This window comes from Kitasatospora sp. NPDC127116, from assembly GCF_042677365.1.
In the GTDB taxonomy this organism is placed as follows: Bacteria; Actinomycetota; Actinomycetes; order Streptomycetales; family Streptomycetaceae; genus Kitasatospora; species Kitasatospora lactacystinica.
The window spans coordinates 16,904-40,337 of sequence record NZ_JBHXTL010000031.1 but is presented as its reverse complement, the minus strand read 5'-3'; the positions used below and the strand labels follow the sequence as shown (position 1 = coordinate 40,337).

Annotated in this window: 25 protein-coding genes; 13 read left to right on the top strand and 12 right to left on the bottom strand. The window is 73.8% G+C overall.

Translation table 11 applies throughout. The features are described 5' to 3' along the window. Nucleotides 1-145: 145 nt before the first annotated feature. Nucleotides 146-1,855 carry a cytochrome bc complex cytochrome b subunit gene (locus ACFVHV_RS15265; RefSeq protein ID WP_380351513.1) on the top strand — a complete coding sequence of 570 codons (1,710 nt, stop codon included), beginning with the start codon at nucleotides 146-148 and terminating at the stop codon, nucleotides 1,853-1,855. Here the strand turns inward: ACFVHV_RS15265 and ACFVHV_RS15260 are convergent. From ACFVHV_RS15260 to ACFVHV_RS15250, 3 genes are all read right to left on the bottom strand, one after another. Beyond that, nucleotides 1,821-2,216, bottom strand: coding sequence for a cytochrome c oxidase subunit 4 (locus ACFVHV_RS15260; protein ID WP_359903165.1), 396 nt, complete (start codon nucleotides 2,214-2,216; stop codon nucleotides 1,821-1,823). The two genes, ACFVHV_RS15265 and ACFVHV_RS15260, sit on opposite strands and share 35 nt — an antisense overlap. Next, the gene (gene ctaD / locus ACFVHV_RS15255) at nucleotides 2,213-3,928 is read right to left on the bottom strand and encodes a cytochrome c oxidase subunit I (protein ID WP_359903168.1); all 1,716 of its coding nucleotides are present in this window, start codon (nucleotides 3,926-3,928) and stop codon (nucleotides 2,213-2,215) included. Before ctaD ends, ACFVHV_RS15260 begins: the two co-directional genes overlap by 4 nt. A 177-nt stretch (nucleotides 3,929-4,105) precedes the next feature. After that, nucleotides 4,106-4,747, bottom strand: a complete 642-nt coding sequence (locus tag ACFVHV_RS15250) for an L-threonylcarbamoyladenylate synthase (protein WP_380351512.1) — start codon at nucleotides 4,745-4,747, stop codon at nucleotides 4,106-4,108. 227 nt (nucleotides 4,748-4,974) lie between these two features. Between ACFVHV_RS15250 and ACFVHV_RS15245 the strand changes: the two genes are divergently transcribed. Beyond that, nucleotides 4,975-5,328, top strand: coding sequence for a hypothetical protein (locus tag ACFVHV_RS15245; protein ID WP_359903174.1), 354 nt, complete (start codon nucleotides 4,975-4,977; stop codon nucleotides 5,326-5,328). 60 nt (nucleotides 5,329-5,388) lie between these two features. Here the strand turns inward: ACFVHV_RS15245 and ACFVHV_RS15240 are convergent, their stop codons facing one another. Further along, a complete protein-coding gene (locus tag ACFVHV_RS15240; RefSeq protein ID WP_359903176.1) occupies nucleotides 5,389-5,544 on the bottom strand; it encodes a DUF6131 family protein in 156 nt (51 codons plus the stop codon). Between the two features lie 164 nt (nucleotides 5,545-5,708). Further along, the gene (locus ACFVHV_RS15235) at nucleotides 5,709-7,229 is read right to left on the bottom strand and encodes a threonine/serine exporter family protein (protein ID WP_359903179.1); all 1,521 of its coding nucleotides are present in this window, start codon (nucleotides 7,227-7,229) and stop codon (nucleotides 5,709-5,711) included. A 284-nt stretch (nucleotides 7,230-7,513) separates the two neighbouring features. On the opposite strand from ACFVHV_RS15235, the gene ACFVHV_RS15230 reads away from it, so the two are divergent. After that, nucleotides 7,514-7,837 carry a plasmid stabilization protein gene (locus ACFVHV_RS15230; RefSeq protein WP_359903181.1) on the top strand — a complete coding sequence of 108 codons (324 nt, stop codon included), beginning with the start codon at nucleotides 7,514-7,516 and terminating at the stop codon, nucleotides 7,835-7,837. Nucleotides 7,838-8,114: 277 nt separating this feature from the next. Here the strand turns inward: ACFVHV_RS15230 and ACFVHV_RS15225 are convergent, their stop codons facing one another. Further along, entirely contained in the window at nucleotides 8,115-8,777 is a 663-nt protein-coding gene (locus ACFVHV_RS15225) for a TetR/AcrR family transcriptional regulator (RefSeq protein WP_359903184.1), read from the bottom strand. Nucleotides 8,778-8,955: 178 nt separating this feature from the next. Between ACFVHV_RS15225 and ACFVHV_RS15220 the strand changes: the two genes are divergently transcribed. From ACFVHV_RS15220 to ACFVHV_RS15210, 3 genes are all read left to right on the top strand, one after another. Continuing rightward, a complete protein-coding gene (locus ACFVHV_RS15220) occupies nucleotides 8,956-9,624 on the top strand; it encodes an SRPBCC family protein (RefSeq protein ID WP_359903186.1) in 669 nt (222 codons plus the stop codon). Nucleotides 9,625-9,786: 162 nt separating this feature from the next. Next, entirely contained in the window at nucleotides 9,787-9,960 is a 174-nt protein-coding gene (locus tag ACFVHV_RS15215) for a CsbD family protein (RefSeq protein WP_380351509.1), read from the top strand. A 77-nt stretch (nucleotides 9,961-10,037) separates the two neighbouring features. Next, nucleotides 10,038-10,238: a hypothetical protein gene (locus ACFVHV_RS15210; protein ID WP_380351508.1), complete on the top strand. Its 201-nt coding sequence runs from the start codon at nucleotides 10,038-10,040 to the stop codon at nucleotides 10,236-10,238. A 157-nt stretch (nucleotides 10,239-10,395) separates the two neighbouring features. On the opposite strand, the gene ACFVHV_RS15205 is transcribed toward ACFVHV_RS15210, so the two are convergent. Further along, nucleotides 10,396-11,799, bottom strand: a complete 1,404-nt coding sequence (locus tag ACFVHV_RS15205) for an FAD-dependent monooxygenase (protein ID WP_359903287.1) — start codon at nucleotides 11,797-11,799, stop codon at nucleotides 10,396-10,398. An 84-nt stretch (nucleotides 11,800-11,883) separates the two neighbouring features. Between ACFVHV_RS15205 and ACFVHV_RS15200 the strand changes: the two genes are divergently transcribed. Then, nucleotides 11,884-12,534: a TetR/AcrR family transcriptional regulator C-terminal domain-containing protein gene (locus ACFVHV_RS15200; RefSeq protein ID WP_359903195.1), complete on the top strand. Its 651-nt coding sequence runs from the start codon at nucleotides 11,884-11,886 to the stop codon at nucleotides 12,532-12,534. A gap of 190 nt (nucleotides 12,535-12,724) precedes the next feature. On the opposite strand, the gene ACFVHV_RS15195 is transcribed toward ACFVHV_RS15200, so the two are convergent. Beyond that, entirely contained in the window at nucleotides 12,725-14,725 is a 2,001-nt protein-coding gene (locus tag ACFVHV_RS15195; protein WP_380351506.1) for a LamG-like jellyroll fold domain-containing protein, read from the bottom strand. A gap of 329 nt (nucleotides 14,726-15,054) precedes the next feature. On the opposite strand from ACFVHV_RS15195, the gene ACFVHV_RS15190 reads away from it, so the two are divergent. The 3 genes from ACFVHV_RS15190 (at nucleotide 15,055) to ACFVHV_RS15180 (ending at nucleotide 16,759) form a co-directional block, all read left to right on the top strand. Further along, nucleotides 15,055-15,819: a GNAT family N-acetyltransferase gene (locus ACFVHV_RS15190; RefSeq protein ID WP_359903290.1), complete on the top strand. Its 765-nt coding sequence runs from the start codon at nucleotides 15,055-15,057 to the stop codon at nucleotides 15,817-15,819. A gap of 139 nt (nucleotides 15,820-15,958) precedes the next feature. Beyond that, the gene (locus ACFVHV_RS15185) at nucleotides 15,959-16,405 is read left to right on the top strand and encodes a DUF6343 family protein (protein ID WP_359903201.1); all 447 of its coding nucleotides are present in this window, start codon (nucleotides 15,959-15,961) and stop codon (nucleotides 16,403-16,405) included. 129 nt (nucleotides 16,406-16,534) lie between these two features. Further along, nucleotides 16,535-16,759, top strand: coding sequence for a hypothetical protein (locus ACFVHV_RS15180; RefSeq protein ID WP_359903204.1), 225 nt, complete (start codon nucleotides 16,535-16,537; stop codon nucleotides 16,757-16,759). Nucleotides 16,760-16,857: 98 nt separating this feature from the next. On the opposite strand, the gene ACFVHV_RS15175 is transcribed toward ACFVHV_RS15180, so the two are convergent. After that, nucleotides 16,858-17,094: a DUF6296 family protein gene (locus tag ACFVHV_RS15175; protein WP_359903206.1), complete on the bottom strand. Its 237-nt coding sequence runs from the start codon at nucleotides 17,092-17,094 to the stop codon at nucleotides 16,858-16,860. 146 nt (nucleotides 17,095-17,240) lie between these two features. Between ACFVHV_RS15175 and ACFVHV_RS15170 the strand changes: the two genes are divergently transcribed. Both ACFVHV_RS15170 and ACFVHV_RS15165 read left to right on the top strand, forming a co-directional pair. After that, entirely contained in the window at nucleotides 17,241-18,404 is a 1,164-nt protein-coding gene (locus ACFVHV_RS15170; protein ID WP_359903209.1) for an AI-2E family transporter, read from the top strand. 249 nt (nucleotides 18,405-18,653) lie between these two features. Next, on the top strand, nucleotides 18,654-19,388 hold the full coding sequence (locus ACFVHV_RS15165; RefSeq protein WP_359903212.1) for a sigma 54 modulation/S30EA ribosomal C-terminal domain-containing protein: 735 nt from the start codon (nucleotides 18,654-18,656) through the stop codon (nucleotides 19,386-19,388). 111 nt (nucleotides 19,389-19,499) lie between these two features. On the opposite strand, the gene lpdA is transcribed toward ACFVHV_RS15165, so the two are convergent. Together lpdA and ACFVHV_RS15155 are read right to left on the bottom strand one after the other, a co-directional pair. Then, on the bottom strand, nucleotides 19,500-20,906 hold the full coding sequence (lpdA, locus tag ACFVHV_RS15160; RefSeq protein WP_359903214.1) for a dihydrolipoyl dehydrogenase: 1,407 nt from the start codon (nucleotides 20,904-20,906) through the stop codon (nucleotides 19,500-19,502). Between the two features lie 280 nt (nucleotides 20,907-21,186). Continuing rightward, nucleotides 21,187-22,818: a M28 family peptidase gene (locus ACFVHV_RS15155; protein WP_380351504.1), complete on the bottom strand. Its 1,632-nt coding sequence runs from the start codon at nucleotides 22,816-22,818 to the stop codon at nucleotides 21,187-21,189. Nucleotides 22,819-22,980: 162 nt separating this feature from the next. Here ACFVHV_RS15155 and ACFVHV_RS15150 point away from each other — a divergent pair, with 162 nt between their 5' ends. After that, a complete protein-coding gene (locus ACFVHV_RS15150; RefSeq protein ID WP_359903219.1) occupies nucleotides 22,981-23,160 on the top strand; it encodes an antitoxin in 180 nt (59 codons plus the stop codon). 77 nt (nucleotides 23,161-23,237) lie between these two features. On the opposite strand, the gene ACFVHV_RS15145 is transcribed toward ACFVHV_RS15150, so the two are convergent. Next, the gene (locus tag ACFVHV_RS15145) at nucleotides 23,238-23,408 is read right to left on the bottom strand and encodes a hypothetical protein (RefSeq protein WP_380351502.1); all 171 of its coding nucleotides are present in this window, start codon (nucleotides 23,406-23,408) and stop codon (nucleotides 23,238-23,240) included. Nucleotides 23,409-23,434 lie beyond the last annotated feature (26 nt).

The following is a 23,434-nucleotide window of genomic DNA, read 5'->3' as shown; positions in this document are numbered from 1 at the left end:
CCGTCACCGCCACCGGAGGCTCGTTCGATGCGGACGCCCGGGCACCCGATGCCCGTTCCGCCGTTGGAGTGCTCTGCCTCCGCCCGCCGCGACATCCGCGACGCTCGGCCGCCCCGTGCGCCGCGAGGCCCACTAGGTTCCTGCCGTGGACGAAACCAGGGCTTCGAACGGGCGCGAGCCGTCCGCCGGCGAGCGCGTCGTGACCCGCCTGGACGCACGGCTGCCGGTCACCGAGGCGGGCCGGGAGCTGCTGCGCAAGGTCTTCCCGGACCACTGGTCCTTCCTGCTCGGCGAACTCGCGCTGTACAGCTTCGTGGTGCTGCTGCTGACCGGCGTCTACCTGACGCTCTTCTTCCGACCGAGCATGAACGAGGTCGTCTACCGGGGCGCCTACCTGCCGCTCGACGGCGTACGGGTGTCCGAGGCGTACGCGTCCACCCTGCGGATCAGCTTCGAGGTGCGGGGCGGACTGATGATCCGTCAGATCCATCACTGGTCGGCGCTGCTGTTCGCCTCCGCGATCGGTGTGCACCTGCTGCGGGTGTTCTTCACCGGGGCGTTCCGCCGCCCGCGCGAGCTCAACTGGGTGATCGGGGTGACATTGTTCAACCTGGCGCTGCTGGAGGGGTTCTCCGGCTACTCGCTGCCGGACGACACCCTCTCCGGCACCGGCCTGCGGATCGCCGAGGGCGTCCTGCTGTCGGTGCCTCTGGTCGGCAGCTACCTCACCCTGTTCGCCTTCGGCGGCGAGTTCCCCGGCCACGAGGTCATCCCCCGGCTGTTCACCGTGCACGTCCTCCTGGTCCCGGGTCTGCTGCTGGCCCTGCTCGGGGCGCACCTGACGCTGGTGGTGGTGTTGAAGCACACCCACTGGGCCGCCCCCGGCCGCACCAACCGCAACGTGGTGGGGATGCCGTTCTTCCCCCAGTTCCTCACCCGCACGGTGGGCCTGATGTTCGCGGTGGGCGGCGTGATGGCGCTGTCGGCCTTCCTCGCCGAGGTCAACCCGATCTGGCGGTACGGCTCCTACCGCCCCGACGTGGTCGGCACGGGCGCGCAGCCGGACTGGTACATCGGCTTCATCGAGGGGGCGCTGCGCCTGATGCCGGCCACCGAGACCAGGCTGCTCGGGCACACCGTGTCGTGGAACGTGTTCCTGCCCGCTCTGGTGGTGCCCGGTCTGCTGTTCGCGGCGCTGTACGCCTACCCCTTCGTCGAACGGTGGCTCGACCCGGGGACCGGCGAGCACCACCTGTGCGACCGCCCGCGCAACCGGCCCACCCGCACCGCGCTGGGCACCGCCGGGATCACCGTCTACGCGGTGCTGCTGATCGCCGGCGGCAACGACGTCATCGCGTACGCCTTCGAGCTCTCCGTGAACGCGCTCACCGTGGTGCTGCGGACGGCCCTGGTGGTGCTGCCGCCGGTGGTCTTCGTGCTCACCCGGCGCCTCTGCCTGGCCCTGCAGGCCCGGGACCGCTCCCGGCTGCTGGACGGCGACGAGACCGGCCAGATCGACCAGTCGCACGACGGCGGCTTCTCCGGCCACCGCCGCCCGGTACCCGAGGCCGAGCGGTACGCGCTGCTGGCGCGCTCCGCGGCGGATCCGGTCACGGCCCTTCAGGGGGCGCCGCGGCACGAGCGGGTACGGGCCGCGGCGAGCTCCTGGTTCCACCGCGACCGGGTCGAACTCCCCTCCACCGAGCGGGAGTCGGAGCGGATGGCGGCCATCCTCACCGCCCCGGCGCACCCCGCTCCCCCGGCCGTCCGGGCGCCCGCACCCGCCCCGGGCGGCCCGCTCCGGCGGCTGCTGCGCCGGTTCAGCCCGCGTCGTGGTCGCGGTACTGGAAGATGAAGCCGGCGACGGCGAACGCGAGCACCAGGGCGCCGACGACGATCAGCCACCGGGCGAAGACCAGTCCCAGGGCGAAGACCGTCACACCGACCGCAGCGAGGACCGGACAGCCGCTGCGGGCCGGGAAGAACCCCACCGGCCCGGCGGCCTCGGCGATCTCGGCCTCCTTGCGGTCCTGCGCCCGGCCGCCGCCCAGCCGCCGGTGCTGGACGAACCAGAACAGCGCGACCAGGCCGGACATCAGGAACGCCACCGCCAGGATCGCCTTGCCGGCCGGCTCCCGGGCCCAGAGGCCGTAGACCAGTCCGGTCACCGCGAAGAAGGCCGTCATGACGGCGAACAGCCATCCTTCCGCCTTCACCGCCCGCTCCCCCGCCCGCCTGAACGGCCGTGCGGCACACCGGTGTTGACGCTCGACGGCTCCTCCGTCGGCACCTCAGGATGGTGCAGGTCGAAGGCCGGCGACTCGGAGCGGATCCGGGGCAGCGCGTGGAAGTTGTGCGACGGCGGCGGGCTGGAGGTGGCCCACTCCAGCGACCGGCCCCAGCCCCACGGATCGTCCTCGGCGACCTTCTCGCCGTACCTGGTGGTCCGCCAGACGTTGTAGAAGAACGGCAGGTTGGAGATCCCGAGCAGGAACGAGCCGATCGAGGCGCAGACGTTCAGGGCCGTGAAGTCGTCCACCGCCAGATAGCTCGCGTAGCGGCGCGGCATCCCCTGGGCGCCGAGCCAGTGCATCACCAGGAAGGTGGTCTGGAACCCCGTGAACAGGATCCAGAAGTGGACCTTGCCCAGCCGCTCGTCGAGCATCTTCCCGGTGAGCTTCGGCCACCAGAAGTAGAAGCCCGCGAAGGTGGCGAAGACGACCGTCCCGAACAGTACGTAGTGCAGGTGGGCCACCACGAAGTAGCTGTCGGTGACGTGGAAGTCGATCGGCGGCGCGGCCAGCAGCACCCCGCTCAGCCCGCCGAACAGGAAGGTCACCAGGAAGCCGATCGACCAGAGCATCGGGGTCTCGAAGGACAGCGAGCCGTTCCACATCGTCCCGACCCAGTTGAAGAACTTCACCCCGGTGGGCACCGCGATCAGGAAGGACATCATCGAGAAGAACGGCAGCAGCACCTGGCCGGTGGCGAACATGTGGTGGGCCCACACCGACATGGACAGCGCGGTGATGGCGATGGTCGCGCCGATCATGCCGTAGTAGCCGAACAGCGGCTTGCGGCTGAACACCGGGATGATCTCGCTGATGATGCCGAAGAACGGCACCGCGACGATGTACACCTCCGGGTGGCCGAAGAACCAGAACAGGTGCTGCCACAGCAGCGCCCCGCCGTTCGCCGCGTCGAAGGCGTGCGCGCCGAACTTGCGGTCCGCCTCCAGGCAGAGCAGTGCGGCGGTCAGCACCGGGAAGGCCAGCAGCACCATGACGGAGGTGAACAGCACGTTCCAGGTGAAGATCGGCATCCGGAACAGCGTCATGCCCGGCGCCCGCAGGCAGGTGATGGTGGTGATGAAGTTGACCGACCCGAGGATGGTGCCGAGGCCGGCCACCACCAGGCCGAGCGCCCACAGGTCCCCGCCCGCCCCGGGCGAGAACAGCGGCCCGTTCAGCGGCGCGTACGCGAACCAGCCGAACGAGGGCGCACCCCCGGTGGTGAGGAAGCCGCTCAGCACCATCAGCCCGCCCAGCAGGAAGGCCCAGTAGGTGAAGGCGTTCAGCCGGGGGAAGGCGACGTCCGGCGAGCCGATCTGCAGCGGCATGATCGCGTTGGCGAACCCGGCGAAGGTCGGGGTGGCGAACAGCAGCAGCATGATCGTGCCGTGCATGGTGAACAGCTGGTTGTACCGCTCGTTCGACAGCAGCCCGGTGTCCGGCCCCATCAGCTGGGCCCGCATCAGCAGCGCGAGCACGCCTCCTACCAGGAAGAAGCCGAAGGCCGTCGCCAGGTAGAGGTTCCCGATGACCTTGTGGTCCGTGGTGAACAGCCAGCGCAGCAGCGTGCTGCCCTGCCGGACCCGCGCCCGGGTGCGGTCCTGCGCCCGGGGCGGCGCGGTGGACGAAGCGCTCATGGAACCTCCGCAGCGGAGCCGGTGACGCCCCCGGTCGCGGCGCCGACCCCCTCCCCGGCCCGGCGGAGGGCCCGCCCTCGCACGCCATCGCCGACCCTAGCGGCGGCGGCCCCGGCCGCCGGGGCGCCACGCGGTACGGCCCTTCGACCGGGCGCGGCGCCGTCCGGGGCTTCGGGCTCAGCGCTCCCGCAGGTCGGGGACCACCTCGCGCAGCCGCTCGGCGCCGAGCGCGCCCGCCCGCAGCAGGACCGGGACCTCGCCGGTGACGTCCACGATCGAGGAGGGCACGGCGGCCGCGGTCGGGCCCCCGTCGAGGTAGACGGCCACCGAGTCGCCGAGCATGCCCTGGGCGGCGTCGCAGTCCTGCGGCGAGTCGTGCCCGGTCAGGTTCGCGCTGGAGACGGCCAACGGCCCGGTGGCGTTGAGCAGTTCGATGGCGACCGGGTGCGCGGGCATCCGCACCGCGACCGTCCCGTTGGTCTCGCCGAGGTCCAGCTCGACCGACTCCAGGTGGCGGGCGACCACGGTCAGCCCGCCCGGCCAGAACTCCTTGACCAGCTGCCGGGCGCGCTCCGTCACCTCGACCAGCCCGTCCAGCGCCTCCGGGGAGCCGACCAGCACCGGCGAGGGCATGTTCCGGCCCCGGCCCTTGGCCCGCAGCAGGCGGTCGACCGCCTCCGGTGCGAAGGCGTCGGCGCCCACGCCGTACACGGTGTCCGTGGGCAGCACGACCAGCTCACCGCGGCGCACCGCGGCCACGGCCTCGCGCAGCCCGGCCGCGCGCTCGGACGGGTTCGAGCAGTCAAAACGACGAGTCATCAGGGGTCTCCACCAGCGGGCCGCCGGCCCGCACCGTTCCTCCGGCCCGGCCACCTCTCCGACCGGACACGTCCTGGTCAGCCTACCCGTCCCGGCCCCGCCGCCCGGCCGCGCCCGGGTCCGGCCGGCTCGGTCGCCTCCGCCGCTCGGGTGGCGCGGGGCGGTAGCGCCGTAGCGGGCCGTGGTCCCCGGGGGCGGGCCGTGGCGGGCGGACGTAGGTTGCGGACATGACCAGTGACGAGACCGTCCCGGGCGTGGGAGTTCGCCCGCTGGACGAGGTGTTCGCCGCGATCGACAAGGTCAACCGGCGCCCGCGGCCCTGGACCGGCTTCGAGCACGGCGTGCTCGGCGCCTACCGGTGGGCCGCCGGCGCCCAGGTCGCGGCCCCGGTCACCGCCGCGGCCACGGCCGCCGCGACGGCCGGCGCCACCGGTCCGTGCCACGCCCAGCTGCTGGCCGAGTGCCAGGCCGCCGCCGTCCACCTCCACCGGGTCCGCGCCCAGGGGTCGGACCACAGCTACGTGCTCGGCGTCCACCGGGCCCTGGCCTGGCTCTGCGGACTGCACGAGGACCGCCCCTGAGCGGGGCGGTCCGGTGCGTCGGGTGGCCGTCGCACGGCACTGAGCAGGGGTCAGCCCGGGTCAGTAGTAGTGCCGGCGGCCGCCGACGGCGTGCCCGAGTGCCCCGGCGACCCACAGGACCAGACCGATCGCGACCAGCACGATGCCGATGGTCCACAGGATCGAGATGCCGGTGACGAAGCCGATGATGAGCAGGATGACACCGAGGACTATCACGAGGGTCTCCAAGGTTGACGGGTGGCGACGACGGAGGCGGCCTCGTCGGCCGGAACCGGCCTGGGCCTTCCCCGGGGAGCGGGCCGGTCCCGCCCGGCCCGGCTCCACACCCCACGCGTGTACCGCGCCGCCGCCCGGGCAAACAACCGGCCCGTCATTCCCTCTCAGCGCCGGTGGCGGCCGCGCCGGCGGCGGGGCGGCGCGGCCATCCGGGGCGCGGGCAGGAAGAGCCGGGCCAGCTCGCGGCCCAGGTTGACGCCGATGGCGAGGGCCATCGCCATCGCGCCGGCCCGCCCGATGCCGCTCAGCCCGACCTCGGGCTCGCCGCGCACGAAGGCGAGCATCCCGAAGTACAGCACCGAGCCGGGCAGCAGCGGCCCCAGCGCGGCGGTGATGTGCGGCAGCGCCGAGCTGCCCCGGCAGCGCGCCATGAGCTGGCCGGACAGTCCCACCAGCCCCGCCGCCAGGCCGGTGGCCAGGATCGGCTCGCCGCCCGCGTTCACCAGCACCCCGTACGTGGTCCAGCCGGCCGCGCTGTTCAGCAGAACCGCCGGCAGGGTGCCCGGCTCGGTGTTCAGCAGCACCGCGAACGCCAGGGTCAGGAGCACCGCGGCGGCGAGCTGCAACGGCGGGTTCACCGCGCCGGTCGGAACGTCCTGGGCGGCCAGGTCGGCGCCGTTGTTGACGCCGACGTAGAGCACCGTCATCACCCCGATCACCACCCCGGCCATCAGGTACAGCGCTTCGAGCAGCCGGGCGGCGGCGGTGAGGTAGAAACCCGCCAGGCCGTCCTGGGCCGCCGCCACCATGGGCCACCCCGGCAGCACCGCGTACAGCCCCCCGGTGATCACCACCGATCCGCGCAGGTGCAGCCCGTTGAACGACAGCAGGATGCCGATCACGGCGGCGGGGACCGCCGCCACCACGAACTGGTAGAAGGCCGGGAGGTCGTGGCGCGCCACCAGCGCCGAGAGCCGCTCGCCCGCCAGCGCGGCGACGACGGCGCTGGCGAACACCAGCCAGGCCCGGGCGTCGGCCCGGCCGCCGATCAGCAGCGTGGCGGCCCCGGCCATCCCCCCGCAGCAGAGCACGAACAGCCGGCCCGAGTAGCGGCGGCTGTGCCGGCGGGCCGCCACCAGCCGGCCGTGCGCCTCCCGGACGGCCATCCCGCCCACGGTGATCTCGATGACCAGCCGGAACACGGCCGCCAGCCGCGCGTAGTCGACCGCCGGGCGGCGGACCGAGCACTCGGCCGTCAGCGAGGGCTCCGACGGGCCGGGCTGGTACGAGATCGCCACCCGGGTGAAGGTGACCTGCGGGTCGCACGGCTGGAGCCGGTAGGCGTGCGCGACCGCGAGCATGGCCGCCTCGACGTCCTCCGCGGCCTCACCGCTGGCCAGCAGCAGCTCTCCGACCAGCAGCGCGAGCTCCAGCACCTGCGCCGGTTCGACACCCGCCGGCGGCTCCGCGCCGGCCTCCGGCCCGGGCTGCCGATCGGCCGTCGGGGTGCGCAGCAGCGGCAGCATCATGTCGGGCCATGGGGCCGCGGTGCCGTCGCCGTCCGGTCCGGACCGGGCGCTCGTCTCGCGCCGTCCGGGCGCGGGGGCCTGCGGCGGCACCCGTTCGGGCCGGGTGGGCCGCCCTTCCGGGCCGGCGGGCGCGCCGAGCTGCTCGTGTTCCGTCATCGCGACTCCCTGACCCCACCCCCTCCGTCAACAACGTGCAGCCGTTCAATTACCCGGAGTGACGCTGCGGCGAACGCGCCACACCCGGCACACCCGTACGGACCGGAGCACGACCCGCCGTACACGCCCCGTCGCCCCGCGCGTGCCGACCTCGGGGGCGGGGCCGACCGGCCGCCGGGCTCCCGGACGGGCCCGCACACCGCCCCGACCGGCGGATTCGCGGCGGCGTTCGCGGGTACACGCAGCGGCGCTACGACCCCGAGCGAGGAACGGGGGCTCCGGCCATGCCCCGAGGATCCAGCCCCGAGCGGGAGCGCCAGTACGAGCACATCAAGGACAGCGCGCTCGACCGGGGCGAGAGCGAGAAGCGGGCCGAGGAGATCGCCGCCCGGACGGTGAACAAGGAGCGCGCCAGGCACGGCGAGTCGAGGACCGCCAGCCGGAGTTCGACCCACGACATGTCCTCCGGCCGGCGCGGCGGACAGCGCTCGCACCGGGGCGCCCGGGGCCCGACCTACGACCAGCTGTACAACGAGGCCAGGCAGCGCGGCATCAAGGGCCGCTCCACGATGAACAAGAGCCGGCTGGCGCACGCGCTCGGCCGCTGAGCGGCGTGCCACCCCAGGAGGTGCCCCGATGACCGTCCCGATGCCCCCGGATCCGGACACCCGGCCGACCCCCGGCCCCGGCCCCGACCCCGCGCCTCGGCCGGGCGAGCCCGATCCCGCGCCGCCGCCGATCCCGCCGTTCCCGCAGCCGGAGCCGCTCCCGGACCCCGACGCACCACCGCTTTCCCAGCCGCACGCCGGGCAGGACTGAGGCCGCGGCGCGGTAGCGCCGGTGCCGGTCGGGGCGGCAGTGGCGGGCGGTCAGAAGCGCGGGCGATCAGAAGCGCGGCGCCAGCAGGCCTTCCAGCTCGGCCTCGAAGAGCAGTGCGGGCCGGAAGCCCATGCCGGTGAAGTGCCCGGCGAGCTCCAGTGACAGCACGCCGTGCAGGCGGGTCCAGAAGGCCAGGAAGCGGTGCAGCACCTCGGGCGGGGCCGGCTGATCGCCCGCCCAGCCCCGATGGCCCAGCAGGTGGGTGGCGAACGGCGCCTGCGGCGTCTCCGGCCCGGCCGGGGCGAGCGCCGCACAGGCGTCGACCAGCGTCCGCATCACCTCGTCGGCGATGGCGGTGGTGTCCTCCGGTGCGCGGTAGCCGGGCACGGGGGTGCCGTAGATCAGGAAGTACCGCTGGGGGTCGGCCAGCGCCCACTCGCGCAGGACGTGGGCGAGCCCGGCCAGGTCGGCGCCCTCGGCGGCGGCCGCGCCGAGGGTGTCGGCGAGGCTCCGGTACGCGTCCCGGACGAGTTCGGTGATCAGCTCGTCGCGGCCGGCGAAGTAGCGGTAGAGCGCCGGGCCGCTCAGGCCCATCCGCTTGGCGATCGCGTTGACGGAGAGCGCCGAGGCGCCGGCCGTGGCGATCTGGTCCCAGGCGTGCGCCTTGATCTCCTCGCGCACCTGGGCCCGATAGCGCTCGCGCGGGGTGTCCGCGCCCGTCCCGGCCATGCTTCGCCCCGCTCCCCGAGTTGCCCGACTACATGTTCACGCTTCCGTTAGAAGGTATCACGGAACCTGTTGACCTCCCAGGACTCGGGGAGTTACAACTTCTAACGAAGGCGTGAGCATCTAGCTCGCGGCGACCGTCGTGCCGTTCCCGACGGCCGACCAGTGAATGGGGAGTTCCATGTCCGGCACCCGCACCACCGGCACCCTCAGCACCCGCACCACCGGCATCCGCAGCGCCCTGCTGACCGTCCCGCTCGCCCTCGGCCTGCTCGGCGCCGTCGCAGCGCCGGCCGTCGCCGCGCCGGCCGGGGCCGCCACCGCCCACCGCCCCGGCTCCTCGCTCACCTGCCGCGGGGCGGGCGTCGACCCCGACGCCCGGGTCCGCTACCGGACCGGGACCGTGATCCACGCGCCGCTGCGGACCGTCTGGCGGCTCCAGACCGACGTGGAGCGCTGGCCCGACTGGCAGGCCCCGGTGCGGAGCGCCGAGCGCCTCGACGGCGGCCCGCTGCGCCCGGGTTCGGTGTTCCACTGGACCACCCCGCTGCCCCCGAACCCCGCCTCGACCGACCCCGTCCTGGAGATCACCTCCACCGTCCGGCAGCTGCGGCCCGGCTCCTGCATCCGCTGGACCGGCCCGGCGGTCGCGACCGGCCTGCGGATCGACGGCGTGCACGTGTGGAACTTCACCGAGGTGCCCGGCGGCGTCCTGGTGCGCACCGAGGAGACCCACACCGGCCCCCAGGTCGACGCCGACGTCCCCGCCGCCACCGACATCCTCCGCCAGGGCCTCGAAGGCTGGCTGCACGACCTGAAGACCGCCGCCGAGGCCGGCGCCACCCGATAGCACCGCCGCGCCGGCGAACCGCCGGGCTTCCCCGCGCGGGATCGGGACCCGGAAGAGCCCGGCCGCGCACGGAAGTCCCCGGACCGCGCATGGAAGCCCCCGACCGGGGCAGACGCCGCCCGGGGCGGACTTCGCCCCCGTCGACGAGAGGAGGCACCCGCTGTGGGTACCGAGAAGAAGCTGCACAACATGGCGGAGAAGGCGAGCGGCAAGGCCAAGGAAACCGCCGGGCGGGCCACCGGCGACCGCTCGACCGAGCTCAAGGGCAAGACCGAGCAGGTGAAGAGCGACCTGAAGCAGGCCGCGGAGAAGGTCAAGGACGCGGGCAGGCATTGACCCGGCACCCGGCGGTCGCCCCGGGCGGCCACCGGGTGTCCGCCCATCCACCGCACCCCGCAGAGGAGTCGGATCCCGTGAACGACCAGCACGAACCCGTCCCCAGGGACTCCCCGGTCCCGGTCGAGACCCCCGAGTCCCGGATGGCCGGCGAAAGCGCGCCGCGGTCCGGGCACGAGCGGTCCGGGAACGAGGAGGAGAAGAGGCGTCGGCAGGGCGCCGAGTCCGAGACCACCGCGCCGGCCCACGACCCGGACCCGCACGAGCCGCCGGACTGAGCAACCGGGGTGCGCGGCCCGTACGGTGACCACCGGTCCGCCCGCTCCCGCTGCAGCGGCGGTCGTCCTCCGGTGGACCGAAGCCGGGCCGACCGACACCCGGCCGGACCGACACCCGGCCGGACCGACGCCCGGCCAACGGGCTCCGGACGCCCGCTCAGGGGGCGAGCAGCCCCTGCCGGCCCGCGTACTCCCCGAGGCCGTCGGCCGTCGCGCCGGCCCAGCCGACGAAGCCGTCGGGCCGGACCAGGAAGACGCCGGTGCCGTACGCCGCGTAGGCCGGGATGCGGACCACCGGGGCGGTGACGGCGGGCAGCGGCGCGTCCGTGCCGACGGTGAGCAGCGTCCAGTGCGGCCCGCGGAAGGCGTCGAACAGCCGGACGCCGCCCCGCCGGCCGTCCGGGGCACGGTCACCGGCCCGCAGCGCGTCCGCCGGGAGGTTCCGGCGGGTCTCCACCGAGAGCGTGGACTCCCGGTAGCCGAGGCCGAGTTGCTGGGTCGCCCGGCCGCGGCGCTCCTCGCCGCGGTGGACCCGGGTGGACAGCTCCAGCATCGCCGCCGCGTTGCTGCGGCGCTCCTCCTGGTAGCTGTCGAGCAGTTCCTCCCCCGCTCGTCCGGCCAGCACCGCGGCCAGCTTCCAGCCCAGGTTGTAGGCGTCCTGGACGCTGGTGTTCAGGCCCTGCCCGCCGGCCGGGGAGTGGACGTGCCCGGCGTCGCCCGCGAGGAACACCCGGCCCGCGCGGAAGCGGTCCGCGAGTGCGGCGCGCGGGCGGAACTCGGAGATCCAGCGCAGTTCGGTGACCTGCGCGGCGGTCAGGTGGGAGCGGGCCGCGACCACCTCGCGCAGTCCGTCGAGGGTGAGGTCGACGGCCGTGCCCTCCGGGAACTGGGCGACCAGCTGGAAGTCCTCGGTGCCGCCGAGCGGGCAGATCGCCAGCAGCCCCTCGGCGGACCGGAACACGTGCCAGTGCTCGCGGCCCAGGCCGTCGATCCGGACGTCCGCGACCAGCATCCGGTCCGGGTCGACGGTCTCGCCGGTCATCCCGATGCCGAGCAGCCGCCGCACCGTCGAGCGCCCGCCGTCCGCCGCGACGACGTACCGCGCCCGGACCGGGCCGCCGGCGGCGAACTCGGCGGTCACGCCCTCCTCGTCCTGGGTCAGGCCGACCAGCTCCCGGCCGAACGCGACCTCGCCGCCCAGCTCGCGCAGCCGCCCGTACAGCACCTGCTGGGTGCGCCACTGGGGCAGCATCAGCGCCTCGGTGTACGGCTCGGCCTCGGTGGGCTCGATCGGGTCGTACATCCGGTGCTCGCCCTGGGGTTCGCCGTCCTGCCAGATCAGGTTGGGCGGGTAGTGCCCCGCCACCGCGCGGACCCGGTCGAGCACGCCGAAGTCGTCGAACACCTCCAGGGTGCGCGGCTGGAGGCCCTTGCCGCGCGAGCCGGGGAAGAGTTCCGCGCCGCGCTCGACCACCAGCGCGGCGACGCCGTGCCGGGCGAGGTCCAGCGCCAGGGCGAGTCCGGTGGGCCCGGCACCGACGACCAGGACGTCCGTGTGCATGCCGCGAGAAGTCACGGCAACCTCCTTAACGTTGTTAAGTAGCCGTGCCGACAGCCTGCACTTAACGGCGTTAAACTGTCAACCGTGACCCCGCAGAGAACCCCCAAGCTCGACCGCGCCCAGGTCGTCGACACCGCGCTGAACCTGCTGAACGAGGCCGGCCTGGACGGCCTGACGCTGCGCGCCATCGCCACCCGGCTCGACGTCAAGGCACCCGCGCTGTACTGGCACTTCAAGGACAAGCAGGCGCTGCTCGACGAGATGGCGACCGAGATGATGCGCCGCATGACCGGCCGGGCGGGGGAAGGCCCGCCTGCGGGCGACTGGCGGGAGAGCTACCTGAGGACGATGCGCACCCTGCGCGCCGAACTGCTGCGCTACCGCGACGGCGCGAAGGTCTACAGCGGCGCCCGGTTCACCGACACCAGCTACGCGGCCGGCCTGGACGCCTCGCTGCGCGTGCTGGTCGAGGCCGGCTTCACCCCGACGGCCGCCACCCGGGCCTGGCAGACCGCCTACAGCTTCACCATCGGCTACGTCATCGAGGAGCAGGCGATGGGCCCCAACCCCTTCGACGGCGCGGAGGGCTACGACGTGGACGCCCGCGCCGAACGCCTGGCCGCCCACCCCCTGGCCGCCGAGTCGGGCCGGGTGATGTTCCAGGACTTCGACGAGGGCTTCGAACAGGGCCTGGCGGCGATCCTCGCCGGGGTCGAGGCCACCCTGCTCGGCTGACGGCTCCGGCCCCGCCGTCACGCACCGGCGCCCGCCGCGCCGTACCGGGAGACGGCACCGCCGGGCCCGCACCGGGGCCCGGCGGTGTCCGTGCTTCGGAGGAGTTTCGACGTGGCGCGGTCGAGCGCGGTCGAACGCGGTCGAGTGCGATCGAACGCCGTCGAACGCGGTCGACCACCGTGGAGCGCGGTCAGGCGGTCATGAACTCGCCCGCCCGCAGCGCCCGCCGCACGATCCGAACATCCCCGACGTACCCGTGGAAGACCTTGTCCAGCACCCCCGCGTACGCGTACCCGCCCAGCATCCACGGCCGCCCCAGGGTGGTCAGCCCGACCGCGGGCGTCGCCGGGTTGCGCGCCACCTCGCAGCCGTCGACGTACATCCGGCTGAGCTTCCCGTCATTGACCACCGCGACGTGCCACCACCGGTCCAGCGGCAGCTGGTGGCCCCAACAGGTCGACGCACCGGTCTGGTTGAGCGGGTAGACGCACCACTGGAGGGCCGGCGCCTCGGAGACGCTGAGCGTGGCGACCGGCTCGTCGGCGTCCGTCCCCGGCCCGCTCCTGCCCGCCTCACCGGCCGTCCCCCACCGGCTGAGCAGGGCGGACCAGCTACTCCGCGCGGAGTCCCAGTCGGCGGGCAGCTTGAAGAAGGCCTCGACGGTGAACCCGCGCTCGAAGGTCTCCCGGTTCAGCGGCGCGGTGGGCACGGTCTGCAGGTAGCCGCCGCGCACCGGCGAGCGGGTGCCCTTGAACAGCAGACTGCCGTGGCCGGGCTGGTCCGGGTGGTGCTCGGCGGACCAGCTGAGCGCGCCCTCGGGCGTGCCGGGGGCGCCCTGCCAGAGCAGGTCGTTGCCCTGCCCGCTCAGGTCCTTGACGACCTGCTGCGGGGAGACGGCCGTGCCGTCCCCGCCGCCGCCGTCGAACCGCCAGTAGGCCACCGTGTCGCGCACCAGCAGCTCGCCCGCCCGGCGCGCCGGGCGCTGCGGGACGGGCGCGAAGCCGGCGAACCGGCGGTCGAAGTCGATCGCGAGCGAGAAGCGGTCCACGTCCGAGGTCAGCTCGACGTGCTGGGCCGCCAGCGCGTTGCGCTCCTCGGCCGCGATCTGCTGGATCCACGGCGAGAAGGTCGACACGTCGACGGTGTTGCGGTCGAGATCGAAGCGGTACGCCCGGATCATCGCCGCGCCGCCGTAGTAGCGGTCCTGGTAGTTGGTGATGTGGACGTGCACGTCGTGGCCGGCCTTGTTCTTCAGCACGGTGCGGCCGGGCGGCCAGTAGTGCCCGTTGACGGTCAGGAAGATCTGGTCGTTGCCGTCGACCAGCCGCTCCCAGAGCCGCTTCCCGTTGTCGGACAGCTCGGCGCGGCCGCTGTCGTCGGCGTACGCCAGGTCGTGGGTGGTCAGGATCACCGGGACCTTCGGGTTGGCCGCGATCACCCCGTTCGCCCAGGCGAAGCCCGCGTCGGAGAGCCGCCAGTCCAGCGAGAGCACCATCCAGTCGCGGCCGGCCGCCCGGAACACGTGGCAGGTGTTGTAACCGTCCGGGCTGGACCCGCGGTACCCGGCGGTGCGGGCGGCCCTGGCCTTGCTGAAGGTCTCCAGGTAAGGGGTGCTGCCGCGCTGGTCGTCGGTCGAGGAACGGACGTCGTGGTTGCCGGCGAGCACCCCGTAGGCCGCGCCCGCGTCGTCCAGCAGGCCGAACACCTTGGTGACGGCGGCGAACTCGACGGCCAGGCCGTTCTCGGTGACGTCCCCGAGATGGGACAGGAAGACGATGTTGTCGTCCGTCCCGTCCTCCCGGTTGACCCCGCCGTCCAGCACGTAGCGGACCGAGGCCTCCAGCGGCGCCGAGTGGATCCGGTCCTGGTCGAACAGGTACTGGGTGTCCGGCATGACCACGACGGTGAACTGCCGGGCGTCCGGGTCCGGCTGCCAACGCCCCTTCCCCGCGGCCTTCTTCGGCTTCTTCCCGGCCCCGCCGGCCTGCTCGGCCCCACCGCCCTGCTCGGGCCCGGCCGCCTGCGCGGGCACCGCACCGAGCAGGCCGAGACCGGCGGTGCCGACCCCGGCGCCCACCAGACCGGCCCCGCGCAGGAATCGGCGCCGACTGGCCGCGGCCGTCCCCTCCCCGTCGAGGTCGGCGGTCCGCGGGCAGCCGCACTCGTGCTCGGTCGCCTGGATGTCGTGCATGTTCGCTCCCGGAAGTGGTGTGGGCCCCGACGGTAGGCACCGGGAGCAGTCGTGGATCATCGGCCGGGCCACGCCCCGTTGAACAGCGGCCGAATCCACCGGGCGCCGGCGCCGCGATGATCCCGCGCGGGCACCAGCGCGACCGCAGCCCGGCGCCCGGCCGGGCCCCGCAGCCCGCCGGCCCCGGGGCCGGGTGTCGCCCGAAGGCCGGGAGCGAAAACCTTTGCAGCACCCTTATTCACTCGGCGGTCCCGCTTGTGGGTGAGATCGTGCCGGACATGAACGAGACAGGACATACCGCGTCCGACGATTCCGACCTGTTGGCCAGGATGGAGCAGAACCTGGCCGAACACGCCTGCCACCTGCACCGCCGCACGAAGCACTCGACCGTCACCGAGACGGCCGATCTCGTGATCGCCGACAGCGGGCTCGACGACGACACCTTCAACATCGTGGCGGCCGCGCGTTTCACCGACGACACCGCTCGCGACCGGGTGACGGAGACGGTCCGCACACTGACCGCGACCGGCCGGCCCTTCTCCTGGTGGGTCGGCCCCGCCACCGCACCCCCGGACATCGCCGCGCTGTTGACCGACGTCGGCCTCAAGGCCTCCGAGACCGAGACCGGCATGTGGATGGATCTGCGCACCGCCCCGCCGGAGCCCCACGCCGACGGCCTGGAGATCCGTCCCGTGACGACTCCCGAACGACTCGCCGACTACGCGATGGTCCTGGCCGCGAACTGGGACCCGCCGGCCGCCACCGTCCGCCGCTTCTACGCCGATGCGACCGAGCGGGCCCTGGCCCCCGACTGCCCGGCGCGCTACCTCATCGGCTACGCGGACGGACGACCGGTCTGCTCGGCCGAGGTCTTTCTCTTCGCGGGTGTCGCCGGGATCTACAACATCGCGACCCTCGCCCCCGACCGCCGCCGCGGGTACGGCGGAGCCATCACCCTGGCCACCCTGCGCACGGCCCACGACGCGGGCTACCGCACCGCGGTCCTGCAGGCGTCATCGGACGGGGAACCGGTCTACCGCCGTCTCGGATTCCAGGCCTGCGGCCGGTTCACCGAGTACGCAGTCACCCCCTGAGACCTCCGGCCGGGCCGACGGCCGGCGGTCCGGCTGCGGCTCGACCAGCGCGGGTGGGCACCCGCCGACGTGTACCGGCGCCGGGCGCGGGTAGGCGCACCGACGGAACACCACCGATCGACTCCGTTCGGGGGTCGTCATGTCCGTACAACGCAGACCGAGCGTGCAGCACGGCGGCGGGGCCCGTCGCCGGAGCGGCGAGCGCCACGACTTCCCGCACACCTCGCAGGGCCCCGGCCGGACGACGCCGCAGCTGCGGCCCGAGGAATCGGTGCGCCGGGGCACCGAGCCGGTGACCGCCCGTTCGGACCTGGAGCTGCGGCGGCTGCTGTCCCGGGTCTTCCTGGTCCTGTTCGTCGGCGGGACGGTGGCCTTCGCCGTGCTGGCCGCGCTGGCCGGCCCGGGCCCCGCGCCCAACCGGGGGACCTACGCCTTCTTCGCCGCCCTGTGCGCCGGGTTCGCCGCCCTCGCCGGACTCGACCTGCTGGTGATCCGGCGCCGCCTGGCCGCCGGCCAGGGCCGCGACCGGACCGGTGCCCCGGGGCGCCCGGGCGCCGAGCGTCGGGGCTCCGACCGCCGGGAGTGAGCCGGTGCCCGCGCCGGGCCTGACCACCACCGGCCCACAACCATCCCACCGGGTCTGGCCCGGTGGCCGTTCGGCAGAGCCCGGGTTTGCATGGACTCACCGAGCCCCCAGCGATCCGGAGGTAGCGCCGTGTACGAGATGTGGGCCGAGCACGACCCGGCGGTCTCCCCGCCCGCCGTGGTGTGGCACGTGGTGGCGAAGGACGACGCGTCGTCCTCGCTCTGCGGGCGGTTCCTGGAGCCCTCCCAGCGCGTCGTCCCGGCAGCGGACGGTGCCGGTGCGGCCGGGCCGGACCGGTACTGCGACCCCTGCCTGGTCACCGTGCGCGAGGCCTTGGCCGCCACCACGCGGTGACCGTCCGTCGCGACGCCCGCCCGCGTCGCCTCCGCTCCTCCATCGCCTTCGTTGCGGCACGCATCGCCTTCGTTGCGGCACGCGTCCCGGCCGCGTGCTCAGGGCAGCGGCACCGCCATCAGGCACGGGTGCCGGCTGCCGGCTCCGGGAGAATCCAGGACGGTGGCCACCCCGCTGGCGATCTCCACCCGCAGGTCGCCGTCCGCACTCTCCCAGACCAGGCCGCCGTCGGGCCCCACGATCTGCGTCTCGTGCACGACGACCGAGCACAGTGGGGCGTGCCCGCCGATCGGGCCGGGGAGCGTCACCGCGTAACGGCGCGTGAGGCTTCTCATGTCTGCCTCCTTCTCCCCCCACCCTGCGTCATCGATTCTCCCCACATCCGACCGCTTGTACACGGAGGACCACTGTCCTCCCGAGGGAGACCGGTGCCGCTTCGCGCCTGCCCCGGCCCCGCGCGTTTACACCCGGCAGACCGCCCGTGGGAGTGAACGGCGCCGAACCGGACCGGCGGCCCGGGCCGCTGGGCAGCCGCCGTCCCCGGGTGCCGGCCCGCCGGACCCGCGCGGGGGCGCCGGCCCGGGGCCCGTCCCCGTCCGGGGAACACGTCCCCTCCGGCCTGCGGACGGCGGCCGGGTACACCTGGCGGCTGGCGCTGCTCGGACTCTTCGCCTACCTGGTCGTCGACGTCCTCGCCAGGCTCCAGCTGGTGGTCGTCGCCCTGTTCGTGGCCCTGGTCATCACCTCCGTGCTGCGCCCGCTGGTCGACCTGCTGGCCCGGGGCACGCCGCGCTCGCTCGCCGTCGTGATCGCCTTCCTCTGCACCCTCGTGCTCGTCGGCGGGGTGCTGGCGCTGGTCGGCACGACCGTCGCCGACGAGTGGACCCGGCTGGGCAACGAGCTGCGCGGCGGGCTCTCCCGGATCGACCGCTGGCTCACCGGCGCCCCCTTCCACCTGCGCCCCGGCACCGTCACCGACCTGCGGGCCAAGATCGGCGCGTTCGTCTCGGCCCACCGCTCCGCCCTGGTCAGCACCGCGCTCAGCGGCGCCGGCCGGATCGTCGAGCTGGTCACGGGGCTGGCGCTCGCGGTCTTCTGCTCGGTGTTCTTCCTGCACTCCGGCGACCGGATGTGGTCCTGGGCGCAGCGGCAGATGCCGGCCCGGAGCCGGTCGGCCTGGGACCGTGCCGGTCGTACCGCCTGGCGCACCTTCGCGGGCTACACCCGGGGCGTGCTGATCGTGGCGGCCTCCAACGCCGTGCTGGTGGGCATCGCGCTGGCGGTCCTGCGGGTGCCGCTGGTCATGCCGCTGATGCTGCTGGAGTTCGTGGCGACGCTCGTCCCGCTGATCGGCTCCCCGATCGCCCTGGCGATCGCCTCCGTGGTCGCGCTCGCCGCCCGCGGGCCGGTGATCGCCCTGCTGGTGCTCGCCCTGATCGTGGTCATCGGCCAGATCGAGGGCCACCTGCTGCATCCGCTGGTGCTCGGCTGGTCCGTCCGCATCCACCCGGTGGCCATCGCCGTGTCGGTGGCCGGCGGCACCGTGCTGGCGGGAATCCTGGGCGCGGTGGTGGCCGTGCCGGTGGTGTCGGTCGCCTGGGCGGTGCTCGGCGAGCTGCGCTCCCGCGGCGCACCCGGCGGCTAGGACGTGTCCGACCATTCGCGTCGGATCAGGGCGCGGCGTCGGCGCGGCGGGTGAGTGCCCGGTGCTCCGCAACGGGGCCGCCCCCACTCCCCGCCTGGCCCCGCCACTCCCCGCCCCCGACGGCCCGCCCCGGGACCGCGGCTGGTCCGCCCGGCCCTCCCGGTGGGGCCGTTGGGCCCTGGCCGCGCGGAACGGGGGCGGGAATCCTGGTCGCCGGTATTGCGCCGGCTGGGAGTGGAAGGGCCTGGGATGGGCGAGTTGGTCACGGTGAGGGCGTTCGAGGGGCTGACCTGCGAGGTCCTGGCCGAGGCGCGGGCCCGGGTGGGCGCCGCGGCGGCGGCTCCGGGAGTGGGGACGCTGGTGGAGGCCCTGCGGGTACGGCTCGCGGCCGTGGCCGGAGGCGTGCTGGCGCAGGTGAACGCCGAGGTGGACGGCCGGCGGATCCGCGTCCAGGAGGCCGCGGCCGGGCTCGGCGACTCGCTCGACCGGGTGAGCGACGCGCTGCGCGGCAGGATCAGGGCCGTCACCGGGGCCTGGGCGCCGCGCCCGTGGCCGGGCCACCGCGCCGCGGCCCCCACCGGGCCGGCCGGCGGCGAGCTCCGCGAGCTCCGGGTGGTCCGGCACAAGGAGCCCTCGCTGGTCTGGTGCTCGCCGGAGGCCGCTGCCCGGACCATGGACGCGATGGACTACGACATCCACCTGTTCACCGATCCGGCGACCGAGACCGACGCCGTGGTCTACCGGGTCGGACCGACCGGCTACCGCCTCGCCCGTACCGTCCCGGCCGGACCGGCGGGCCGCCGGACCTCGCCGATCACCCTCAGTCCGTACGGCGCGCCCCGGCTGACGCAGGCGCAGGCCGTCGACCGGCTGGCGGGCGCGGAGCTGCCGTTCCTGTTCTTCGCGCACCCGGTCACCGGTCGGGGCCGGGTGCTCTACCGTCGCTTCGACGGTCGGCTCGGCCTGATCGCCGGGCACGTCTGAGGGGCCCGGACCGGAGCCCGGGGGCCGCTCCTGCCGATCGGCCCGGAACCGGGCCGCCCCCCCGCCGGGCAGTCGCTCGACGGGGGCGCGGCGCGTGCCGAGGGTCGGTCGTCACATGTTGATCATGTGCCCGGCCAGGCCGTGGATGGCCTCCTTGACGGCCTCGCCCAGGGTCGGGTGGGCGTGCACGTTGCGGGCGACCTCGTGGACGGTCAGGTCCCACTGCTGGGCCAGCGTCAGCTCCGGCAGCAGCTCGGTGACCTCGGGGCCGATCAGGTGGGCACCGAGCAGCTCGCCGTGCGTGTTGTCGCTGATGACCTTGACGAAGCCGATCGGGTGGCCGAGGCCGTGCGCCTTGCCGTTGGCGGTGAACGGGAACTTGGCGACCTTGACGTCGTAACCCAGCTCGCGCGCCTGGGCCTCGGTGTACCCGAAGGAGGCGATCTGCGGCTGGCAGTAGGTGGCGCGCGGGATCATGACGAAGTCCACCTCCATGGTCTCCGCCCCGCCGATGGTCTCGGCGGCGATCACGGCCATCGTCTCGGCGGCGTGCGCGAGCATCAGCTTGGCGGTCACGTCGCCGATCGCGAAGATGTGCTCGACGCTGGTGCGGCCGCGGCCGTCCACCGCGATGGCGTTGCGGTCGGTGAGCTTGACCCCGGTGTTCTCCAGGCCGTAGCCGTTGACCCGCGGCGCGAAGCCGATCGCCTGGAGCACCTTGTCGGCCTCCAGCACCTGCTGCTGCCCGTCCTTGGTGACGGTGACCCGGACCTTGGCGTTCGGGTCGCTGTCGTCGATCGACTCGACCCGGGTGGAGGTCAGCACCTCGATGCCCAGCTTGCGGTACTGCTTGGCGAGTTCGGTGGAGACCTCGACGTCCTCCAGCGGCACCACGCGGTCCAGGAACTCGACGATGGTGACCTTCACGCCGTAGTTGTGGAGCACGTAGGCGAACTCGACGCCGATCGCGCCGGCGCCCGCGATGATGATGCTCTCCGGCAGCTGCTCGGTGAGGATCTGCTCCTCGTAGGTGACCACGCGGTCGCTCAGGCTGGTGCCGGGCAGCAGGCGGGTGGTGGCACCGGCGGCGATGACGCAGTTGTCGAAGGTGACGACCTCGAAGCCGCCGCCGCTCAGCGCGACCTGGAGGGTGTGCTCGTCGACGAAGGTGCCCCAGCCGTCGTACTCGGTGATGCCGTTCTTCTTCATCAGGTAGTGGACGCCCTTGACCCGGCCGTCGGCGACCGTGCGGCTGCGCCGGAAGGCCTCGCCGAAGTCGAAGGTCACCTGGCCCTCGACCTTGATGCCGAAGGTCTTGGCCTCCTTGGTGAAGATGTGGGCGAGCTCGGCGTTGCGCAGCAGGGCCTTGGAGGGGATGCAGCCGACGTTGAGGCAGACGCCGCCCCAGTACTTGGCCTCGATGACCGCGACCTTCAGGCCCAGCTGGGCCGAGCGGACGGCGGCGGTGTAGCCGCCGGGGCCCGCGCCGAGGACGACGACGTCGTAGTGCGTGCTCATGTTGCTGACTCCTCCGAGGATGTCACCGTGTCGTGATCTCGGTCCCATGGTGTCAGGACCGGACCCGGCGCACCCACCGGGTCTCGGCGGATGCGCTCCGCGCGGCACCGTACCGGTCCGTGGCCGGATTGTCAGTGTCCTGCGCTACGGTGACCGCACCCACGGCCACCAGGGGCGATGAGGCGGGGAGGTCCCGGATGGAGCAGTCTCGGACGGAGCGGTCGGGTACGGCGGTCGGGTGGGCCCGCCGGCCGGGAGCGGCCGCGGGCCCACCCGGGCGTCAGGCCGCCACCCCGCCGGAGTGGGCGTCGCTCGTGCCGCTGATACCGGTCGCCGCGGCGCCGGGCGCCGCCTTGGCGGCCGGGCGCTGGGCCGGGACGGGCCGGTGGAGCGAGGAGAGGTCCCAGGCGTAGGTGCCGACGGCGTTCGCGATCACGTCGATGTTGACGTCGAAGACGCCCATGTCGATGTTGCCCAGGTTGTCGCAGGCCTTGTGGTAGCACCCGTCGTACGCGGCGCCGGCGGTGCCGCCGTAACGGGCCGCCTGCTCCGGGGACTTGACCTTCTCGGCGCCGGTGTCGGTGCCGCCGGCCGGGATGCCCGCGTCGATGAACGGACCGTAGTCGGAGCGGCCGTCGAAGAGGGTCGGGTCGTGCGGCAGGCCCCGGCCGTCCAGGTAGCCGTTGATGTCCCGTTCCAGCTGCGCCGAGCCCTCGGGGCCCGCGTCGCCGCCGGCGCTGCCCGAGCCGTTGTAGACGAACTGCGCGTAGTTGGGGGACGCGATCATGTCGAAGTTGAGGTAGAGGCCGATCTTCTTCTTCTCCGCGTCGGAGAGGGAGTTCACGTACGCCTCGGCGCCCTTGAGGCCGAACTCCTCGGCCGACCACCAGGCGAACCTGACCTTGTTCTTCACCGGGTGGACGCTGAGGTTCTTCGCGACCTCCAGGACGCCGGCCGTGCCGGAGCCGTTGTCGTTGATGCCCGGCCCCTCGGGGACGGAGTCGAGGTGCGCGCCGACCATCACGGTGTGGTCCGGGTCGCCGCCGCGGGTCTCGGCGATGACGTTCCAGGTCCTGCGCTGCTCCATGAAGGTCCGGATGTCCAGGGTCACCCGGACGGGCCCGGCGGCGGCCTGGGCGGCCAGGGCCTGGCCCGCGGCCTGGGTGATCCCGCCGGTCGGGATCCGCCCCGCCGTCGGCTCGCTGAGCGTCCCGTTCAGGGTGCCCTCGGTGTTGTTGTAGATGATCGCCCCGGTCGCGCCGACGGCGGCCGCGGCGGCCTGCTTCTCGGCGAAGGAGCATCCGCCGCGCCGGATCAGGGCGATCTTGCCGGTGAAGGCGCCCGACGGGTAGTCGGCGGGCGTGCAGCCGGTGGTGGCGCCGACCGGGGCGACCGCCAGGTCCGCGGTCAGGCCCGCCTCCGGGCCGCCCACCGAGTACGTCATGGCGATCACCGGCACCGATTCGGCCTTCGGGGAGACCACGTCGAGGCGCTCGGAGCGGGCCTCGAAGAAGGTGTACACGAACTCCTGCTTGGACACCTTGAGCCCGGCCCGGCGCGCCTGCTCGTAGACGTACTGCGCGGACTGGTCGTGCCCCTTCGAACCGGCCACCCGGGTACCGCCGTTGCGGTCCGCGATCAACTGGAGCGCGGCCAGCGTGGCCCGCGCGTCCCGGGCACTGCTCGCCTCGACCAGCCGGGAGGCCAGCTTGGCGCCCTTGCGCGCCGGGTCCGGGTCGGCCGAGGCGCTGCCGGCGCCGGCCAGCAGCAGCGGGGCGACCAGCGCGGCGACGGTCAGGGCGGCGCCCGCGCCACGCCGGGTGACCGCGGTTCGCGGGCGCCCTGTGGAGGTGGCGGGGTCCTCCGGGTCGGAGCGGTCGAGCGGGGAGGTGGGGCGACGGGTGCGCAGCATCAAGGGAGCTCCATCCGACGGGCCGTGAAGGTCATGAGGGTCATGATTTGACATGACCGGAATCCCGTTGCCAAGCCTTTACGCAGACCTTGCGAGATGCGGGTCGTGGCGTGCGCGGTGATATTGGAGGGGTGGGGGCGTCTCATCCAGGAGTGTGACCAGATGTCCATGATGGATAAGCTCAAGAACCTGCTGAAGGGCCACGAGGAGCAGGGCGACAAAGCCGTCGACAAGGCGGGCGACACCGTCGACCAGCGCACCGAGGGCAAGTACAGCGGTCAGGTGGACGCCGCCCAGGAGCAGCTCAAGAACCAGTTCCGCGACCAGCCGCCGCAGCAGTAGCGGCTGCTGCCTCCCGCGGGCCGCCCCACCCGGGGCCGTCCGGCCGGCTCGCCACCCCGGTCCGTGCGGCGCCCGGGTCAGGCCTCCCGGGGCTCCGCCGAGTCCGGCGGGCCGCCCCGGCTCTCCCCGTCGGCTTCACCGTCGGCGCCGCAGTTCTCGCAGGGCCCCGGCCCGGGCCGCTCGCGCAGCCGTCCGCACTCCGGGCACACCCGGTCCAGCCAGCAGGCCGGCTCGCCGCCTTCGTCCATGGGGTCGATTCTGCCCGGGGCGCTCC

Bases quoted from the DNA above. Each gene is read 5' to 3' on its own strand.
- ctaD (WP_359903168.1), bottom strand. From the start codon at position 3,928: ATGAGCGCTTCGTCCACCGCGCCGCCCCGGGCGCAGGACCGCACCCGG.
- ACFVHV_RS15250 (WP_380351512.1), bottom strand. From the start codon at position 4,747: ATGACTCGTCGTTTTGACTGCTCGAACCCGTCCGAGCGCGCGGCCGGG.
- ACFVHV_RS15245 (WP_359903174.1), top strand. From the start codon at position 4,975: ATGACCAGTGACGAGACCGTCCCGGGCGTGGGAGTTCGCCCGCTGGAC.
- ACFVHV_RS15235 (WP_359903179.1), bottom strand. From the start codon at position 7,229: ATGACGGAACACGAGCAGCTCGGCGCGCCCGCCGGCCCGGAAGGGCGG.
- ACFVHV_RS15230 (WP_359903181.1), top strand. From the start codon at position 7,514: ATGCCCCGAGGATCCAGCCCCGAGCGGGAGCGCCAGTACGAGCACATC.
- ACFVHV_RS15225 (WP_359903184.1), bottom strand. From the start codon at position 8,777: ATGGCCGGGACGGGCGCGGACACCCCGCGCGAGCGCTATCGGGCCCAG.
- ACFVHV_RS15220 (WP_359903186.1), top strand. From the start codon at position 8,956: ATGTCCGGCACCCGCACCACCGGCACCCTCAGCACCCGCACCACCGGC.
- ACFVHV_RS15205 (WP_359903287.1), bottom strand. From the start codon at position 11,799: ATGCACACGGACGTCCTGGTCGTCGGTGCCGGGCCCACCGGACTCGCC.
- ACFVHV_RS15195 (WP_380351506.1), bottom strand. From the start codon at position 14,725: ATGCACGACATCCAGGCGACCGAGCACGAGTGCGGCTGCCCGCGGACC.
- ACFVHV_RS15190 (WP_359903290.1), top strand. From the start codon at position 15,055: ATGGAGCAGAACCTGGCCGAACACGCCTGCCACCTGCACCGCCGCACG.
- ACFVHV_RS15185 (WP_359903201.1), top strand. From the start codon at position 15,959: ATGTCCGTACAACGCAGACCGAGCGTGCAGCACGGCGGCGGGGCCCGT.
- ACFVHV_RS15175 (WP_359903206.1), bottom strand. From the start codon at position 17,094: ATGAGAAGCCTCACGCGCCGTTACGCGGTGACGCTCCCCGGCCCGATC.
- ACFVHV_RS15165 (WP_359903212.1), top strand. From the start codon at position 18,654: ATGGGCGAGTTGGTCACGGTGAGGGCGTTCGAGGGGCTGACCTGCGAG.
- lpdA (WP_359903214.1), bottom strand. From the start codon at position 20,906: ATGAGCACGCACTACGACGTCGTCGTCCTCGGCGCGGGCCCCGGCGGC.
- ACFVHV_RS15155 (WP_380351504.1), bottom strand. From the start codon at position 22,818: ATGCTGCGCACCCGTCGCCCCACCTCCCCGCTCGACCGCTCCGACCCG.
- ACFVHV_RS15150 (WP_359903219.1), top strand. From the start codon at position 22,981: ATGTCCATGATGGATAAGCTCAAGAACCTGCTGAAGGGCCACGAGGAG.
- ACFVHV_RS15145 (WP_380351502.1), bottom strand. From the start codon at position 23,408: ATGGACGAAGGCGGCGAGCCGGCCTGCTGGCTGGACCGGGTGTGCCCG.